This is a genomic window from Streptomyces sp. ML-6 (genome assembly GCF_030116705.1).
Lineage (GTDB): Bacteria > Actinomycetota > Actinomycetes > Streptomycetales > Streptomycetaceae > Streptomyces.
Genome location: NZ_JAOTIK010000001.1, coordinates 4,049,702 through 4,066,117, shown reverse-complemented (window position 1 = coordinate 4,066,117; position 16,416 = coordinate 4,049,702). Strand labels below are relative to the sequence as shown.

Genomic DNA, 16,416 nt, shown 5'->3' with positions numbered 1-16,416 from the left:
TCGTCGGCGCTCATGCGCGGCCCGCGAAGTCCGGTGGCTGCAGATGGCGCTGGACCACCAGGACCGGCTTCTTCAGCCGGGCGATGTCCCGGGTGTCCACGCGGAGTTCGCGCGGGCCGAGCTTGTCCTTGCGCAGCACCGGTATCTGGATCTCGAAGGTGCCGTCGCGGCCCACCGTCGCGCCGGACATCTCCGCGGTGATCCCGATGTTCCACGTGAAACGTACGGTCTGCCCCGGCGGGTAGTCCTTGCCGCGGGCCAGTACCACCTGGCCCGGTTTGGCCACCTGGGGTGTGACGGTCAGCGAGGGTTTCAACACGCGCAGCCGGTCGGTGGCCCGGTTGTCGGCCGGCTGACGGTCCGGCAGCGTGCCGCGCACGGTGGCCCGTACGTCGCCGGTGATCGCCGCCTTGTACGTCGCCGTCTGGGTCACCACGACGCGTCCGCCGGCCGGGATGGTGCACGGGGCGGCGGCCGTGCAGCGGGACAGTGCGGGCAGGCTGCGGTCCTTCGCCCTGGACGGCTTCGGCCAGGTGGCGCCGAGGACCACCCCGGTCGCCGGGTCCGGTCCTGCGTTGGTGACGGTGAAGCGGGCACGGGCCGGGCGGCCGGTGTACGTACGGTCCGGGCTGACGTCCACCCTCACCTCCACGTCCGCCGAGGGCGGCACGGGTGGTTCGAGCACCTCGATCTGCGCCGTGTCCGTGCCCGTGTTGCCCGCCGAGTCGGTCGCCGAGCAGGTCACGGTGGTGCGGCCGACCGGGAAGAGCGAGCCGGAGGCGGGGGCGCAGGTCACCGGGAGCGTGCCGTCGGTGGCGTCCTGGGCGGTGGCCCCGTACGTCACGCGCGCGCCCGCGTCGTCCTCGGCCCGCACGGTCAGATCGTCCACGGTGACGACGGGCGCGTCGATGTCGTTCACGTCGATGTAAATCTGCTGCTGGAAATCGGGGTCGGCCGCGGCGGCCGGTCCGATGGTGTCCGTGCCCGGGGCCCGGGTGCCCATCAGGAACTGGACGGTGCAGCTCAGCCGGGTGCCCTGGGGTGCGTCGGCGGAGACGTCGATGTTCTCCGCGAAGTGCGCCGTTTCCCCGCTGGTGAGTTGCTGGGTGGGTGGTTCGAGGCTGACGGACAGGTGCGGGTCGCAGTTGTCGAGGCGGTAACCGACGTTGGTGGGGAGGTTGCCGAGCCCCTCGATGATGGCTTCCACGACGTCGTTGCCCTCGATGTCGTCGAGCATCCGGCCGTTGGTGGCGGTCGCCAGCCGCAGGGCCTGGTCCTCCGGGTGTTCTTTGTCGTTGGGATACTGAGGTGTGCGGCCGTTGCCGTTGAGGCCGTCCCCCCGGTCGCTGGTCAGGCCGACCGCGATCAGCCGCACCCCCGCGTCCTGAAGGGCGAACTCGGCCTCACTGAACTTCTTGCCGTTGCTGGGCTCATGGCTGGACGCGTCGCCGACCAGCACGATGACGGGGCTGGAGTCGGGGCGGAACACGGTCTTCCCGTCTCCGCCGTTGGCCAGCTTCCACAGGGCGTAGATCCAGTCCTCGGGCGGACCGATGCTGTAGGCACCCATGTCGGTCTTGAGCTGTTTGACGCCCGTCTGCACCTCGTCCAGGTCGTAGGTCAGCCCTTGCAGCACCTTGAAACCGGCGTCGGGGTCCACCTCCTGGTCGCCGAAGGTGGCCACGGCGAAACGCGAGTCCTCCTGCTCGTCGCGGATCGCCTTCGTGATCTCGGGGATCCGCTCCTTCACCCGCTGGATGGGAACGTCCATACTGCCCGTGCCGTCCACCAGCAGGATCACGTCCGGCCTCGGCGGGATCGCCGGGGTACGCACCTGCTTGTCCACGCCCGTGGAGCCGCCCGGGTCGACGGTGTCGGTGAACTCGGCCGGGGTGACCCACGGCTCGGGCACCGCGACCGTCGGCACCCCGGGCTCGACGGCCGAACCGGGAACGACCCCGGTCGCCACGAGAAGCAGCGCGAGGACCGGTACGCGGAACGCGGCGAGAGCACGGCGCGGAGCGGAAGGCCGGATTCGGTGCCGGAGTCGATGTCGGTGCCGGGCCGGCCGACCCGGCCGCGGTACCCGTTGAAGCGGCTGGAACCAGCGCACGGAAGTCCTCCCCCACCCTCGCCGGTCGATCGGCGTACCGGACCTCACGGTCCCGTACGCGCGGCCCGCGCACAGCGGTGCGGGAGTCACACCCCCGGGTAGGCCCCGCTGCACGAAAGGGCAGCAGGGCCTACCGAAGTACCGTGCCCACCCGTCACTGAAGTGCCGTACGCACCCGCCGTGCGCACCCGTGCCGGACGACGGGACGGCTCAGATCAGTCCCTGTCTCATCGCGTACGCCACCGCGTGCGACCGGTTCCGCAGCTGCAACCGGGTCATCACCGAATGCAGCACGTTCTTGATCGTGCGCTCGGAGTAGGCCAGCTTCGTCGCGATGTCGGCGGTGTCGTACCCCTCCGCGACCAGTCTCAGCACATCCACCTCGCGCGCCGCGAGTCCGGTGAAGTGCAGCCCGCGGGGGCCGAGCACCTGGCCCTGGAGGCGTCCCACCTCCTCCAGCAGCCGTCCCAGCAGGTCGGACGGGAGATGGCCCTCGCCCCTCGCCACCGTCCCGATGACCTGCACCAGATGCTCCGGAGTCGCCTCGGAGCGTCTGACCACACCGGCGACCCCGCACTCCGCGGCACTCACCAGCTTCTGCTCGTCGATGTCCGTGGTGACCAGGACGGTTCGCGAGGTGCTGGTGCGCTGGATGTGACGCAGCATCGTCAGCACTTCCTCGTCGACCGCGTCCACGACGACGACAACGATCTGGGGAGAGGCGTCGCCCTCCCCCCATTCCATGACACTGACTTCGGGCCGGGTACGTAACTGACTGGCCACGCCCGCTTGGGATATCGGGTCCTGGGCCCTCAACGCGACAGTTGTTCGCTCCATGGCAATGCTCCCCCTGAGCAACAGCCATGACGTCACAGCGAACACAACCGGCACGGCTGTTTCGTATGCCTCAATCGTCGTGAGGCGGTCAAAAGATGCCCGGGTATCCCTACAGGGAAACAAAAAAGCCGATGCGGGCACGGAATCTGCCCGGAAGTGTTCCTTCCCGGCCGATGGCGGCGTTCCGTGGCGATCCTACGGTGCGCCCTATGAGTCTCACGGCAAGCCTCGACGATTCAACCGTCACCGCCGCACCGGGCGAGGCGACGGCCGTCCCCCTGCGGATCCTCAACTCCGGCAGCACCGTCGAGGAGTACCGCTTCGAGGTGGTCGGTGCGTGCGCCGCCTGGTCGACGGTCGAGCCTGCGACCCTGTCCCTGTATCCGGGCGACTCGCAGACGGTGTCCTTCGTACTGCGTCCGCCCCGTGATTCGACCGTGCCCGCGGGGGACACGGCCTTCGGGATACGGGTGGTGCCCACCAGCGAGCAGGGCGACACGGTGGTGCCCGAGGGCCGGGTGACCGTACTGCCCTTCACCGAGACGACCGCCGAGCTGGTGCCGCGCAGTTCGCACGGCGCCTGGCGGGGCCGGCACCGGATCGCCGTGGACAACCGGGGAAACGCCCCGGTCACGGTACGGCTGGGCTCCCGGTCGGGCACGGAACGGGCCAGGGTCTCGTTCGCCTCCGACGAGCTGCGGATCGAGGCCGGGCGGGCGGAGTTCGGGAAGGTGCACATACGGCCGGCCAAGCGCGTGTGGCGCGGCACGGCGATCACGCATCCCTTCCAGGTGGTCGCGACCCCCGATGTGGCGGAGGACCAGGAACCGGCCGCCGCGGTCATCGTGGACGGCTCCTACCAGCAGGAACCGATCCTGCCGCGCTGGCTGCCCCGGGCCCTGATCACCGCGGCCGTCCTGCTGATCGCGCTGGTCGGGCTCTGGTACGCGCTGTTGCGCCCCACCGTGAAGTCGGCGGCCCGGGAGGCGGTCACGCCGGACGTGGTCCGGTCCGCCGCCGCGGCCGACAAGAGCAAGGCCCCGGAGAAGGGTTCCTCGGCCGGGGCGGGATCGGGCGGCGGCGACTCGTCCGGGGCGAACGGGGGGTCGCCGAAACCCAGCCCCTCGCCGAGTTCCGGCGGCTCGTCGGATGCCTCGGCCACCTCCCCGACCAGTGCGCAGGTGCAGGTGAGGGACTCGGTGGGCGGCGGGTCGAACACCTCGACGGCCCTGCAGGTGCCCGAGGGGAACACCTTCCGGCTGACCGACATCGTGGTCCAGAACCCGCAGGGCGACGCGGGGACGGTCGTGATCTCCACGGGCCGGGGCGCACCGGTGCTCCGGCTGGCCCTGGAGAACTTCCGGGACTCCGACTACCACTTCGTCACGCCGCTCCTGGTCCCGGCGGGCGGCAAGGTCACGATGACCGTCGACTGCCGCAAAGTGGGCAAGCCGGTGAACGCGCCGACGCCTTCACGGTGTGCGGAGTCCCTGCTCCTCGGCGGCACGATGAAGACGGAGACGGCCGACTGACCCGGTGAACCGGCACGGCGGACTCGCCCGGTGGCTGACCCGGCGGACCGGCCTGGCGGAACGCCGCGGCGCGCCGACCCGGAACGATGCGGGTCGACGCGCCGCAGCGCATGTCGTGCAGACCGATGCGGAGAAACCGGTACGACGGACCTGTACGACGGGCCGGCCCCGAACGAGGTCGACCGGGCGAGGTCACTCGATCGACATCACCTGATCCACCTCACTCGGGCGGGGTCTCTTCCTCCTCCTCGGTGCCTTTCTTCTCCCGCTGGACGAACGAACCCTGCACGTCGGCCGGCTGCTCGTCCTCGTCCTCCGTGGCGGACCGCTGCACGGCGGGTGCCGGGGTGGCGGTGGGAGCCGCCGTCGCGGCCGGGGCGGGGGCCGGGTCCGAGAGCACCCGGTCGGCGTTGGCCACGGCCTCCCGCTCGAACCGGTCGGAGGGGTCGCTCACCCGTATGCCGCCCGGCGCCTCCGTGCCCTCCACCGGACCGTTGCGCTGCTGGATGACGTGGGTCAGCTCATGGGCCAGCGTGGTGCGGCCCTGCGACGAGGACGGGTCGTAGGCGTCCCGCTGGAAGACCACGTTGTTGCCGACCGTGTACGCGTGGGCGCCCACGCCCTTCGCCGACTCGTGCGCCGCGGAGTCCGTGTGGACGCGCACGTCGGAGAAGTCCGCGCCCATCCGCTGCTCCATGTCGGCACGGGTGTCGGTGTCCAGGGGCTGCCCGCCGCCGGAGGAGACCACGTCGTGCACGGGGGAGCGCTCCTCCTGCTCCTGCTCCTGCCCCTGCTCCTTGCGCTGGATCACCGCCCCCACGGCGCTGTTGCCGACGGCGCGTTGGAGCACGCTCATGCCGCCCGTCCCGACCACATCGGCCCGCCCGGCGGCAGCGGCACGGTAGAGGTGCGGGGTGTCCGCCGGCTCCCGGCCCCCGGACGCCCTCGACGCGTGCGGCGCCTCGTCGTGGTCGTGATCGTGGCCGTGCCCGTGGTCCCGCTCGTGGTCGTGTTCCCGGTCCCATTCCTGTGCGTGCATCGTCATCTCCCCTGACCGCGCCCCCGGTCGAGGGCACGTCGTGATGGCCTCACCACTCCACCTTCACGACGGGCCGACGCCCCGTCCAGCCCGGACCCCGTCGGCCGGGGGCAGCCGCCGCTGCCCCTTCGGGCACCCGGAGGAACGCCCCGGACGACCGCTCCTCGAACCACGGCCCCTCAAACGAGTGCTTCTCGAACCGCTGCCCTTCGAACCGTTGCCCGGCGTCGTCTCCGCGCCGGAACCGTCACCCTCGCCCGGAAGCTCGCCTTCCTCCGCTTCGGTACCGCCACTCGCCGCGAACCTCATTCCGGAATGGGGGCAATGAGAGCTTTTGCGGGGTTGCCGTCGGCATCGCAGTGCCGCCCGTGGCTGCGCCCGGAGGCTCTTGCCCGGTAGGCTTTCCGTGTGATCTTCAAGCGCATCGGAAATGGGCGGCCTTATCCCGACCACGGCCGGGAAAGCACCCGGCAGTGGGCGGACGTCGCGCCGCGCCCGGTCCGCCTCGATCAGCTGGTTACCACCAAGGGCAACCTGGACCTCGAAACCCTCCTCGCGGAGGACTCGACGTTCTACGGCGACCTGTTCGCGCATGTCGTGAAGTGGCAGGGCGACCTCTACCTGGAGGACGGCCTGCACCGCGCGGTCCGCGCCGCGCTCCAGCAGCGCCAGGTGCTGCACGCCCGCGTACTCGAACTCGGCTGACCGGAGCGGGCCCCGCCCCCGACCCTCCGGGCCCGGACGGCCCGCGAGACGTACGGGCCACGGCGAATGCACGCCCCTCGGACCCCCGGGGTTCGTTCGGGTGCTTTCGCACTCGGACGGGTGCGATCCATTGATCATTTAGTAGGCATCATCCCCGGGTCGCACTACGCTGCGCCCATGAGCATGCTCACTCCCCCCGGCATGGGCGGAAAGTACCGCATCACGGGTGACAAGTACCCTCGGATGCGCCGCCCCCGGCGTCGCGGCAAACTGATCCTCGCTGCCACCGCTTCCGTGGTCGCCCTCGGGCTGGCCGGCTGGGGAACGATGCAGCTCATCGACGTCTTCACCGGCGGCGACCGGAAGGCCAGCGCCGCCGACCACAAGACGGACTGCCCGTCCGCCAAGCCGTCCGCGCCCGCCAAGGTGCTGCCGAAGCCCGCGAAGATCACCGTCAACGTCTACAACGCGACGCCGCGCAGCGGGCTCGCCAAGAAGGCCGCCGACGAGCTGAAGAAGCGCGGTTTCACCATCGGCAAGGTGGGCAACGCCACAGCCGCGTACGACAAGAAGGTCCCCGGTCCCGGGGTGTTGCTGGGCGCCCCGTCGGCGGCGAACGGCTCGTTCCCGGTGCTCGGTACGCAGCTGCAGGGCGCCACCCCGAAGACGGACGCCCGCAAGACGGCGGACGTCGATCTGATCCTCGGTACGAAGTTCAAGGCGTTCAACACGCCGCAGTCGGCCGCCGCGGCCCTCGCCGCCCTGACGAAGCCGGCCCCCGCACCGTCCTGCTGACGGCCCGGCCACCGGGCCCTTCGCCGTCCCGCTCCCGCAGGCTCCCTATGCCGTGGTGGGGGCCGGTGCGCGGCGGGGGCGTGCCACGAGTTCGCCGCCGCAGTTGGGACACGTGTTCCGCATGAGGTCGCTGCAAGGCACGCAGAAGGTGCACTCGTAGGAGCAGATACGGGCAGCCGCGTCCTGCGGCAGCGCCGCGCTCCCGCACCGTTCGCAGCGGTCGCGCATCTCCAGGGCCATGGCTCTCCCCACGGGGCCGGGGCGTCCGGCCCCGATCCTGGTCATCCGGACGGAACGAGCAGTGCCGCCGGGCCTTGCGCCCCGACAGCACTACCGAAAAAGCCTGCTGGTCCTGCTGGTCGACCGCTGATCCCGCTGGTCCTGCGGGCCGGCCGTTCGTCGGTCCTGTCAGCCGACCGTGCCGTACATGCGGTCGCCCGCGTCGCCGAGCCCCGGGACGATGTAGCCGTTCTCGTTGAGCCGCTCGTCGACCGCCGCGGTGACCACGGTCACCGGCGTACCGGCCAGCTCGCGCTCCATCACCTCGACGCCCTCGGGCGCCGCGAGCAGCACGACCGCGGTGACGTCGTCCGCGCCGCGCGCGATCAGTTCCTTGATGGCCGCGACCAGCGTGCCGCCGGTGGCCAGCATCGGGTCCAGGACGTACACCTGGCGGCCCGAGAGGTCCTCCGGCATCCGCGTCGCGTACGTGGACGCCTGGAGCGTCTCCTCGTCGCGGATCATGCCCAGGAAGCCCACCTCGGCGGTCGGCAGCAGCCGCACCATGCCGTCGAGCATGCCGAGCCCGGCCCGCAGGATCGGCACGACCAGCGGGCGCGGGTGCGACAGCTTCACGCCGGTCGTCGGGGTGACCGGGGTCTCGATGTCGACCTGCTCGGTGCGCACGTCCCGGGTGGCCTCGTAGGCGAGCAGGGTGACCAGTTCGTCGGCGAGCCGCCGGAAGGTCGGGGAGTCGGTGCGCTTGTCGCGCAGGGTGGTGAGCTTGTGCGCGACAAGGGGATGGTCGACGACGTGGATCCGCATGGGCTCAACAGTAACCGGGCTCCCCCGTACTCGTGCGCTGGCCTCAACCGCATGTTCGGGGGGAAGGTGGGGGCATAAGGACCCAGCCTTGGGGTGATGAGCCGATGCCCGACGCGGAAAAGTCGAAGCGGAGCCGGCCCGACGCGCCGACTCCGCAGGACATGCAGGTGCCGCAGGACGAACAGGTCCCGCAGGACACGCACGACACTCAGGCCCCGCAGGACGAACAGGAGAACGACGCGGCGCGCCGCAGGAGGCGCGCCCAGTTCCTGCGCGAACTGCACGAGGCGAAGGCGCTCCGCGACCGGGTGCAGCCCCGCCGGGCCAGGGCCGCCCGGATGCGTCAGGCCATGCGCATGCGTACCTTCCGCTGGTGATGCGCACCTTCCGTCGGTGACCCGAGTGCCACAGGTGTCCCCCTGCTGGCGGCGTCCGACAGAACTGATGGCCGACTCAACGGCCGAACTCCTCTCGCGAAGCCCATGTTTCTGCCACGATTCCGATGGGCGGGGCACAGGACAGCCGGGCCACCGGATGCCCTCCCGCCGGACCGACACCCCTATGACAAGTGGGAGAGTCACGGTGTATTTCGCCGCACTGCTCGCGCGCACCGAAGACGGGTGGGAAGCGAGCGACACGGAACTCGACGATGTGGAGACCCTGTCCGACCTGACGGATCTGGCCCGCGACGCCTCGCCCGACGAGGACACGGTGCTCGTCTTCATCGAACAGGAGGACGCCTGGTTCGGCGTCGTCCGGGTGGACGGTGAGGACGACCCCCGTATCTTCGTCTCGGACGCCACCGCCGCCGCCCGCTCCTCCTACGGGGAGATCCTGCTCACCGACGAACTGCTCGGCCGCGAACCCGGGGCCGAGGACACGATCGCCGCCCTCGAGGAGCTCGTCGGCCTCGACGACTCGGAGGACGGCGGCCCGGACACCGCCCCCGACAACACCACCGACACCGACACCGACACCGATACCGACACCGATGACGACGACGGATTCGACGCCGACGTCGTACCGGCGGGGCCGCTCGGCGACACCCGGATCCTGGCCGACCTCGGACTCCCCGAGGCGGAACTTCTGATGCTGCGCACGGACGCGCTGGCGGAGATCGCGGACGCGCTGGGCGCGGCCGAGGTCCTGGAGACCGTCCGTTAGGGTCCGCGGGTGAGCGAAGCACCGCACCCGCAAGGACCGCCGGAACCACACGACCCCGTGAGAGACCCGTGGCGGGCGCACATGCGCCGCGCCCTGGCCGAGGCCGACCTGGCGGCGCGGGCCGGCGATGTGCCGGTCGGCGCCGTCGTGCTCGGTCCGGACGGCGCGCTGCTCGCCACGGGTCACAACGAACGCGAGGCGACCGGCGACCCGACCGCACACGCCGAGGTCCTCGCCGTACGCCGGGCCGCGGCCGCGCTCGGCCGGTGGCGGCTCACCGGCTGCACCCTGGTCGTCACCCTCGAACCCTGCACGATGTGCGCGGGCGCCCTGGTGCAGTCCCGCGTGGACCGGGTGGTCTACGGCGCCCGCGACGAGAAGGCGGGCGCGGCGGGCTCCCTCTGGGACCTCGTGCGCGACCGCCGCCTCAACCACCGCCCGGAGGTCATCCAGGGCGTCCTGGAACCGGAGTGCGCGGCCCTCCTGACCTCCTTCTTCCGCGCCCCCTGAGGCCCTGCTCCCGCACCTCCTGACGTCCTGCTCCCGGAGCCCCCGGGAACCGATTTCTGTCCACGGCCCGTGATGGTCTAAGCTCTCTCTCGGTAGCGTGTCCGAGCGGCCGAAGGAGCTCGCCTCGAAAGCGAGTGTGGGGAAACTCACCGAGGGTTCAAATCCCTCCGCTACCGCTCTTGTGAAGGGCCCGACGCATCGCGTCGGGCCCTTCGAGTTTCTCCCCGTACCTCCGGGAACGGGGTACCTCCGGGAACGGGCCGCCCCACCCAGCACCGAAGTGCTGAAATGACTCCATGTCCACCCCGTCCCACCCCACCGGTCGCACCGACCCCTCCCACACCGACCTCCTCGTCGTCGGCGGAGGCCCGGCCGGCTGCGCGGCGGCCCGTACGGCGGCAAGCGTGGGCATGAGCTCGATCCTGATCGAGCCGGACGTTCTGTGCCGCAACCTGTACCGGATCCCGGCCCTGAACAACGTCCTGGGCGGCCACACCGACGGCACCGCGCTGGCCACCGCCATCACGGCGGAACTGCACGGAACCGAGCTGTGCCGCATCGAACTCGGGCGTCACGTCACCGAGTTGCGCGCCCACGACGACCACGTCACCGCCACCCTCGACACCGGACGCCACCTGTCCGCACCGTACGCGGTCGTCGCCACCGGAGTCGGCCCCCGCCAACCCCACGACACCCCCTGGATCACCGCCCCGCCCGAGCTCACCCTGCCCCCGCTCTGGCGGGCCGGAGCGGAGGACGCGGAGGGGCGCACCCTCCTCGTCCTGGGCGGCGACCGCCCGATCGGCACGTTCCTGCGCGCCCACCCCCGTGTCCGTACCCGCCTGCTGGTGGCGTATCCGGCGGCCGACGACTACAAGACCGAGGAGATCCGCGACGACCCCCGCGTCACCCTGCTCCCCGCCGAACACCTGACCCTGCACCCCTCGGACGCCCCATCGGCAACGGCGGAACTCCTGGACCGGACCGGCACCGGGCACCCCCTGAGCGCCGACGCCGCCTACCTCGCCCTCGGCAGCGCCCCCACGTCCCCACCCGGAGACCTGATCCGCGACCCCGGCGGCTACTGCCCTCCCACCGCCCAGCACCCCCGCCTCATCGTGGCCGGCGACCTCCGCTCACCCCGCTACCAACGCATCCAGACCGCCCTGGGCTCCGGCAGCGAGTCCGCCCTCCGGGCCTACTACACGACGCGGGACCTGCCGACCGGGGGCACGGGGTGAACTTCGCTCGCTTCGCTCGCGGGGATGGTTCCGACATCTGCTTTGTAAGAGCAGCGCTCCACCAGTGAACTCCGCTCGCGGGGGTGGTCCCAAGAGGTCGCAGGCCCCGGTGATGCGGGGAAGGGCGGAGGGAAAGAGGAAAGACGGGGCGGGGGAAGCGGCATCGGGGGGACAAGCCGCTTCCCCCGGGGAACGGGCTCTCGGGGCTCGTCGCGGTCAGGGGGGATCTCGCGGCGGGGTCCCGTGGTGAGGGCCTGTTCCTCGCCCTTCGGATTCCTGCCGGACCCGTCGGGCTCGCTCCCCATCCTGCTGCTTCGGAGGGAGGCGGCGGGCGGACGAAGGGCCCCGATCGGGGGGTCCTTCGTCCTTAAAGGCTGTGTGAGGGGGGCGCAATCCCCACGGGGATGCGGTCGTACGTACGGATAGAATCGCCCGACTGCACAGGGGGATCGAAGGGGAGGCAGGGGCTGATGGCGCAAGCCAAGAAGATAGCTCTCTACGTGATAGTCGTCTTCGTGCTGTACACGATCATCACCTCCCCGGCACGGGCCGCCGACCTGGTCCAGGTAGGGTTCGAGGGCGTTTCGAGTGCCGCACAGGGCGTCGGCGACTTCATGTCCGAGCTCGTGAAGTAGGAGTACCCCATGATCCGCCATCTGGTCCTGTTCAAGCTGAACGACGGCGTCGAGCGGGACGACCCGCGGGTCGTGGCCGGTGCTCAGGCCTTCCGCGACCTGGAGGGGCAGATCCCGGAGCTGGAGTTCTGGGAGTGCGCCTGGAACATCACCGACCGGCCGATCGCCTACGACTTCGCCATCAACTCCGCGGTCGCCGACGAGGACGCCCTGAAGCGGTACATCGAGCACCCCGCCCACCAGGCCGCCGCCGGGCAGTGGCGTGAGTTCGCCACCTGGGTGATCGCCGACTATCCGTTCTGATCAGGACGGATCAAAACCGGGCGGGCGGATGGCCTCACGGGGCCGATGAATCCAGCGGTCCAGCGATCTGGCGGCCCCGTGGGTCCAGTGGACCCGATGAACCAATGAGAATGAGTTCGATGGCCCCACGCCTCTGACGAGGCGCCGTCTTCGTTTGCCTCTCACCATCACGGTGAGGGGTTTTTTTAGTGTTTAAACCAAGTTGAACCAGTTTGACCCCAACACGATGTTATACGGTGCTTGCACACAGTGCACATGTCTTGTGATGCTATGACCGCTTTTAATGGACGAGTTGACCGAAGTTGACCGCAAAGGGGTGGCCTCACCGTGCCGGCCAGTACAGCGCCTCAAGTGCCTCCCCAGTCCGCGCAGACGAGCCAGTCCGGTCACGCCGGACAGGGGGGCCGGGTCGATCAGGGCAGTCAGGACAGCCAGGACAACTGCGTCGAACGGAGTGACGCGGCGGCGCCCGCCAGGAGTCGGGGGGCCGACACCCGGGCTCTCACACAGGTGCTTTTCGGCCAGCTCAAGGACCTGGAGCCGGGCAGCCCCGAGCACGGGCGGGTGCGGGCGGCGCTCATCGAGGCGAACCTGCCCCTCGTCCGGTACGCCGCGGCGCGCTTCCGCAGTCGCAACGAGCCGATGGAGGACGTCGTCCAGGTCGGCACGATCGGGCTGATCAACGCCATCGACCGGTTCGACCCCGAACGCGGCGTCCAGTTCCCGACGTTCGCGATGCCGACCGTCGTCGGCGAGATCAAACGGTACTTCCGCGACAACGTGCGGACCGTCCACGTCCCCCGCCGGCTGCACGAGCTCTGGGTGCAGGTCACCGGGGCCACCGAGGATCTGACGACCGCCCACGGCCGCTCCCCCACCACCGCCGAGATCGCCGAGCGGCTGAAGATCTCCGAGGACGAGGTGCTCGCCTGCATCGAGGCGGGGCGCTCGTACCACGCGACCTCGCTGGAGGCCGCCCAGGAGGGCGACGGGCTGCCCGGGCTGCTGGACCGGCTCGGCTACGAGGACCCGGCCCTCGCCGGGGTCGAGCACCGCGACCTCGTCAGGCACCTGCTCGTACAGCTCCCCGAGCGCGAGCAGCGCATCCTCCTGCTGCGCTACTACAGCAACCTGACGCAGTCGCAGATCAGCGCCGAGCTGGGCGTCTCCCAAATGCACGTGTCAAGACTGTTGGCCAGAAGCTTCGCCCGGCTCCGATCCGCAAACAGGATCGAGGCCTAACCGGATCGGGTAGAGAACCTCAAGTCCGTTTCTCACGACCCCGGTCTGCCGCACCCCCTGTTAACTGCGCAGACGTCAGAAAGACTTGTCGACTTGTCACTACAGCGTGTTGCCGACATGTGACATTCTGCGGGAACCGCGTTTGCCGTGGCCTCGCCTCCGGTATTCAGGTGGAGGCTGCGTTCCTCCGATGGTCGCGGCTCGACGCGACCGTCCGCGACCTCAAGGGGGTGGCATGTCCGAAGAACAGGGCAGCTCGAAGGTGCTCACGCTCACCAAGAACGAACCCGCACCCGCAGCGCTCACCAGCTCGCCGGAAGCCATCGACACGCGCACTCTGTCCCGCTCCCTGTTCCTGCGGCTCGCCGCGCTGGGCCCCGCCGACCCCGACGGAACGGACAGCCCGGAGCGTGCCTACGTACGGGACACACTCATCGAGCTCAACCTCCCGCTGGTGCGGTACGCCGCGGCGCGCTTCCGCAGCCGCAACGAACCGATGGAGGACATCGTCCAGGTCGGCACGATCGGCCTGATCAAGGCGATCGACCGGTTCGACTGCGAACGGGGCGTGGAGTTCCCGACCTTCGCGATGCCGACCGTCGTCGGGGAGATCAAGCGGTTCTTCCGCGACACCTCGTGGTCGGTGCGCGTCCCGCGCCGGCTCCAGGAGCTGCGGCTCGCGCTGACGAAGACCAGCGACGAGCTCGCCCAGAAGCTCGACCGGTCGCCGACCGTGCCCGAGCTGGCCAAGGCGCTCGGGGTCTCCGAGGAGGACGTGGTCGACGGGCTGGCCGTCGGCAACGCGTACACCGCCTCCTCGCTGGACTCGCCCTCCCCCGAGGACGACGGCGGCGAGGGCTCCCTCGCGGACCGGCTCGGCTACGAGGACTCGGCACTGGAAGGCGTCGAGTACCGCGAATCGCTGAAGCCGCTGCTGGCCAAGCTGCCGCCGCGCGAGCGCCAGATCATCATGCTGCGGTTCTTCGCCAACATGACCCAGTCGCAGATCGGCGAGGAGGTCGGCATCTCGCAGATGCACGTCTCGCGCCTGCTGACCCGTACGCTCGCCCAGCTCAGGGAAGGACTCATCGCCGACTGATCGCCGTGGACTCCCGCACGGAGCACGAGGGTTCAGATTTGACGGTCCGTCAGCCACACTGGCGCGATGCGACGTCAGATGCTCGATTCGAACGGCCGCCGAGGCACCATGAAAGCCGCCTCGGCGGCCGTGCTGTGTCTGGGGCTGGGTGGCGTGCTGGCCGGCTGCGGCGGCGCGACGGGCGACGGCTACACGGCGGTCGGCGCGGCGGGGGCGGGCTCCGGTCGCGGTCCGGCCGGGGCGGTGGCGCCGTCGGGGAAGGTGACGCTGGTCCCGCTGGACCGGGACGGCCGCGACGGAGGCGGCGGGAATGGGGGCGGGGGCGGGGAGAGCCGCGAGCGGAAGGGCGAGGGGCGCTCCGGGAGCCCCGGGCCCACACCGGGACCGTCGGCGCCGGGCGACGGGCCGGGGAACGGTACGGAAAGCGGTACGGGGAACGGTACGGGCGCCGCGAACGGCGGGCCCTCCCGGCCGCCCGGCACCCCCGGTACGCCGGGGTCCGGGGGCGGGTCCGCGTCCCCCTCGCGCCCCGGCCCAGGCACCACCACCCCGGCGGGGCCCGCCGTGCTCACGGTGGGCGCCCCCGTGCGGGCGGCGGCGGACGAGCGCTGGTGCGAGAAGGTGACCGTGGAGTTCCGGAACACCGGAGGTTCTCCGGCGCGCTCGGGGACGGTCACCTTCGCCACGCACATCATCGGCGGACTGGGAGTCGACTGGGGGACCGTCGAGTCGACCGGGCCGCTGCCCGCGCCGATCGACGCGGGAGCGGCGCGGACGAGGACGTACACCGTCTGCGTGGACGCCTGGCGGGTGCCCCTGGGGATGCATGTCGAGACCAGGGAGGTCACCGCCGTATCGGAGTGACGGTCGGAGTGACGGCTGGGGACGGGGGTGGGCAGTGGCCGCGCGGCGGCGGCCGGTGGGACGGTCCGGCTCCGGTCAGCCGAGCGCGAGCCAGGCGACCGCGCCGAGGACGACGACCACCGCGACGACGGCGGCGATCACCCCGGCCTTCGGTCCGGACGACGCGGCCGGCTGCTGCCGGCGCTGCGGCTCGCCCTCGTCGACGAAGGCGCGGAACATCTGGGTGCTGCCGGCCGGGTCGTGGTTGCCCTCGGGGCCCTGCGGGGCGTGGGGGTTGTGTGCCATGGGCCAGGACCCTAGCGAACTCGGCACAACCCGCCCAACCCCGGGTCGGCGAAGGGCCGTAGCCGGGCCCGGCGGCCGGAGCGGAACCCCCGGAAACCGGTACGGAAGCCTCCACGGCCCGCCCTCCGCCGCTCGCTCCCCGAGACCGCCCCGCGCCCCATCTGCGGCACGAGACACACCCACCCCCGGTCCCGCCTGCAGCACGAGACATACCCGCCCCGGGTCCCATCTGTGGCGCGAGACACACCCGCCCCGGTGCACCTTCCACACGCTGCGCCTTTGACTCGTGCCCTACGGAGCCTTGGGCGTTCCTTTACTTCTGCAAGCCCCCTTTCGTTTGCCTGTAGCAACCAACGGCTTATATGGTTGCCCTAAGCAACAACATGAACTGATGAGATGTCTGGGGGTCCCGTGGCCGCACGGAGTCAGTACGAAGAACTGGCCCGGCAGCTCAGTGCCATCGGGGCCGTCAAGCGGGGCCTCGCCCGCAGCCTGCCCGCCGACTGCCCGTCCGGTTCCGCCGTCGTGCTGTCCCTTCTCCGGAAGCACGGCGAGATGCGGATCAGCCGACTGGCCGAGCTGTTGGACGTCGACATGTCGGTGACCAGCCGCCATGTCGCCCATGTGGCCGAGCGTGGCTGGATCGAGCGGTCCCCCGACCCGGCGGACAAGCGGTCCCGCATCCTGCGGCTGACCCCCGACGGGCTCGATCTCCTCGGCGAACTGACCCGGCGGACCACCGAGATGTTCGCCCACAGCCTCTCCGACTGGTCCGACGACGAGGTCGGACAGCTCAACACGCTGTTGACCCGGTTGCGCGACAGCTTCGCCTGCCGCGGCCCCGGCGGGTGCGGCCCCGGAAAGGCCGGGAAGCACGGCGACGACTGCCGTTCCCGGCCGGCCGACAGCGACAACGACCTGCACACCCGTACACCCGTGTAACAGAAGCAAAGACAAGGAACTCAATGGCTACGACCACACCCACCGGTGTGCGGGGCGGCCACGCCA

Annotated in this window: 19 protein-coding genes and 1 tRNA gene; 14 read left to right on the top strand and 6 right to left on the bottom strand. The window is 70.7% G+C overall.

All coding sequences use genetic code 11. The features are described 5' to 3' along the window. Nucleotides 1-10 precede the first annotated feature (10 nt). Together OCT49_RS17985 and OCT49_RS17980 are read right to left on the bottom strand one after the other, a co-directional pair. Nucleotides 11-1,969, bottom strand: coding sequence for a VWA domain-containing protein (locus tag OCT49_RS17985; RefSeq protein WP_283852896.1), 1,959 nt, complete (start codon nt 1,967-1,969; stop codon nt 11-13). 354 nt (nt 1,970-2,323) lie between these two features. Then, complete coding sequence (locus OCT49_RS17980; RefSeq protein ID WP_148837052.1) at nt 2,324-2,950, bottom strand: helix-turn-helix transcriptional regulator; 627 nt, start codon at nt 2,948-2,950, stop codon at nt 2,324-2,326. A gap of 209 nt (nt 2,951-3,159) precedes the next feature. Here OCT49_RS17980 and OCT49_RS17975 point away from each other — a divergent pair, with 209 nt between their 5' ends. Then, nucleotides 3,160-4,482, top strand: coding sequence for a COG1470 family protein (locus tag OCT49_RS17975; RefSeq protein ID WP_283852895.1), 1,323 nt, complete (start codon nt 3,160-3,162; stop codon nt 4,480-4,482). Between the two features lie 220 nt (nt 4,483-4,702). On the opposite strand, the gene OCT49_RS17970 is transcribed toward OCT49_RS17975, so the two are convergent. Beyond that, a complete protein-coding gene (locus OCT49_RS17970; protein ID WP_502963389.1) occupies nt 4,703-5,521 on the bottom strand; it encodes an eCIS core domain-containing protein in 819 nt (272 codons plus the stop codon). A gap of 408 nt (nt 5,522-5,929) precedes the next feature. Here OCT49_RS17970 and OCT49_RS17965 point away from each other — a divergent pair, with 408 nt between their 5' ends. Together OCT49_RS17965 and OCT49_RS17960 are read left to right on the top strand one after the other, a co-directional pair. Further along, nucleotides 5,930-6,226 carry a type II toxin-antitoxin system VapB family antitoxin gene (locus OCT49_RS17965; protein ID WP_072488263.1) on the top strand — a complete coding sequence of 99 codons (297 nt, stop codon included), beginning with the start codon at nt 5,930-5,932 and terminating at the stop codon, nt 6,224-6,226. Nucleotides 6,227-6,427: 201 nt separating this feature from the next. Beyond that, nucleotides 6,428-7,021: a LytR C-terminal domain-containing protein gene (locus tag OCT49_RS17960; RefSeq protein ID WP_283855840.1), complete on the top strand. Its 594-nt coding sequence runs from the start codon at nt 6,428-6,430 to the stop codon at nt 7,019-7,021. A 45-nt stretch (nt 7,022-7,066) separates the two neighbouring features. Here the strand turns inward: OCT49_RS17960 and OCT49_RS17955 are convergent, their stop codons facing one another. After that, nucleotides 7,067-7,261: a DUF1272 domain-containing protein gene (locus tag OCT49_RS17955; protein ID WP_283855839.1), complete on the bottom strand. Its 195-nt coding sequence runs from the start codon at nt 7,259-7,261 to the stop codon at nt 7,067-7,069. Between the two features lie 168 nt (nt 7,262-7,429). Further along, nucleotides 7,430-8,065 (bottom strand): uracil phosphoribosyltransferase, encoded by a 636-nt coding sequence (upp, locus tag OCT49_RS17950; RefSeq protein ID WP_283852893.1) that lies wholly within the window; start codon nt 8,063-8,065, stop codon nt 7,430-7,432. A 161-nt stretch (nt 8,066-8,226) separates the two neighbouring features. On the opposite strand from upp, the gene OCT49_RS17945 reads away from it, so the two are divergent. From OCT49_RS17945 to OCT49_RS17900, 10 genes are all read left to right on the top strand, one after another. Then, entirely contained in the window at nt 8,227-8,442 is a 216-nt protein-coding gene (locus tag OCT49_RS17945) for a hypothetical protein (RefSeq protein WP_283855838.1), read from the top strand. Between the two features lie 205 nt (nt 8,443-8,647). Beyond that, a complete protein-coding gene (locus tag OCT49_RS17940; protein ID WP_283852892.1) occupies nt 8,648-9,229 on the top strand; it encodes a tRNA adenosine deaminase-associated protein in 582 nt (193 codons plus the stop codon). A gap of 9 nt (nt 9,230-9,238) precedes the next feature. Continuing rightward, on the top strand, nt 9,239-9,739 hold the full coding sequence (tadA, locus tag OCT49_RS17935) for a tRNA adenosine(34) deaminase TadA (protein WP_283852891.1): 501 nt from the start codon (nt 9,239-9,241) through the stop codon (nt 9,737-9,739). A gap of 91 nt (nt 9,740-9,830) precedes the next feature. Next, nucleotides 9,831-9,915: transfer RNA gene (locus OCT49_RS17930), tRNA-Ser, on the top strand. Nucleotides 9,916-10,035: 120 nt separating this feature from the next. After that, a complete protein-coding gene (locus OCT49_RS17925) occupies nt 10,036-10,980 on the top strand; it encodes an FAD-dependent oxidoreductase (protein ID WP_283852890.1) in 945 nt (314 codons plus the stop codon). A gap of 470 nt (nt 10,981-11,450) precedes the next feature. After that, nucleotides 11,451-11,615, top strand: a complete 165-nt coding sequence (locus OCT49_RS17920; protein ID WP_283852889.1) for a hypothetical protein — start codon at nt 11,451-11,453, stop codon at nt 11,613-11,615. Nucleotides 11,616-11,624: 9 nt separating this feature from the next. Further along, on the top strand, nt 11,625-11,918 hold the full coding sequence (locus OCT49_RS17915; RefSeq protein ID WP_283852888.1) for a Dabb family protein: 294 nt from the start codon (nt 11,625-11,627) through the stop codon (nt 11,916-11,918). A 327-nt stretch (nt 11,919-12,245) separates the two neighbouring features. Continuing rightward, complete coding sequence (locus OCT49_RS17910; RefSeq protein WP_283852887.1) at nt 12,246-13,160, top strand: RNA polymerase sigma factor SigF; 915 nt, start codon at nt 12,246-12,248, stop codon at nt 13,158-13,160. 235 nt (nt 13,161-13,395) lie between these two features. Beyond that, a complete protein-coding gene (locus OCT49_RS17905; protein WP_148837044.1) occupies nt 13,396-14,259 on the top strand; it encodes an RNA polymerase sigma factor SigF in 864 nt (287 codons plus the stop codon). A gap of 66 nt (nt 14,260-14,325) precedes the next feature. Further along, nucleotides 14,326-15,123 (top strand): hypothetical protein, encoded by a 798-nt coding sequence (locus OCT49_RS17900; protein ID WP_283852886.1) that lies wholly within the window; start codon nt 14,326-14,328, stop codon nt 15,121-15,123. 75 nt (nt 15,124-15,198) lie between these two features. Here the strand turns inward: OCT49_RS17900 and OCT49_RS17895 are convergent, their stop codons facing one another. Next, nucleotides 15,199-15,408 carry a hypothetical protein gene (locus OCT49_RS17895; protein ID WP_093545629.1) on the bottom strand — a complete coding sequence of 70 codons (210 nt, stop codon included), beginning with the start codon at nt 15,406-15,408 and terminating at the stop codon, nt 15,199-15,201. A gap of 411 nt (nt 15,409-15,819) precedes the next feature. On the opposite strand from OCT49_RS17895, the gene OCT49_RS17890 reads away from it, so the two are divergent. Continuing rightward, complete coding sequence (locus OCT49_RS17890) at nt 15,820-16,350, top strand: MarR family winged helix-turn-helix transcriptional regulator (protein ID WP_283852885.1); 531 nt, start codon at nt 15,820-15,822, stop codon at nt 16,348-16,350. The last annotated feature ends 66 nt before the right edge of the window (nt 16,351-16,416 follow it).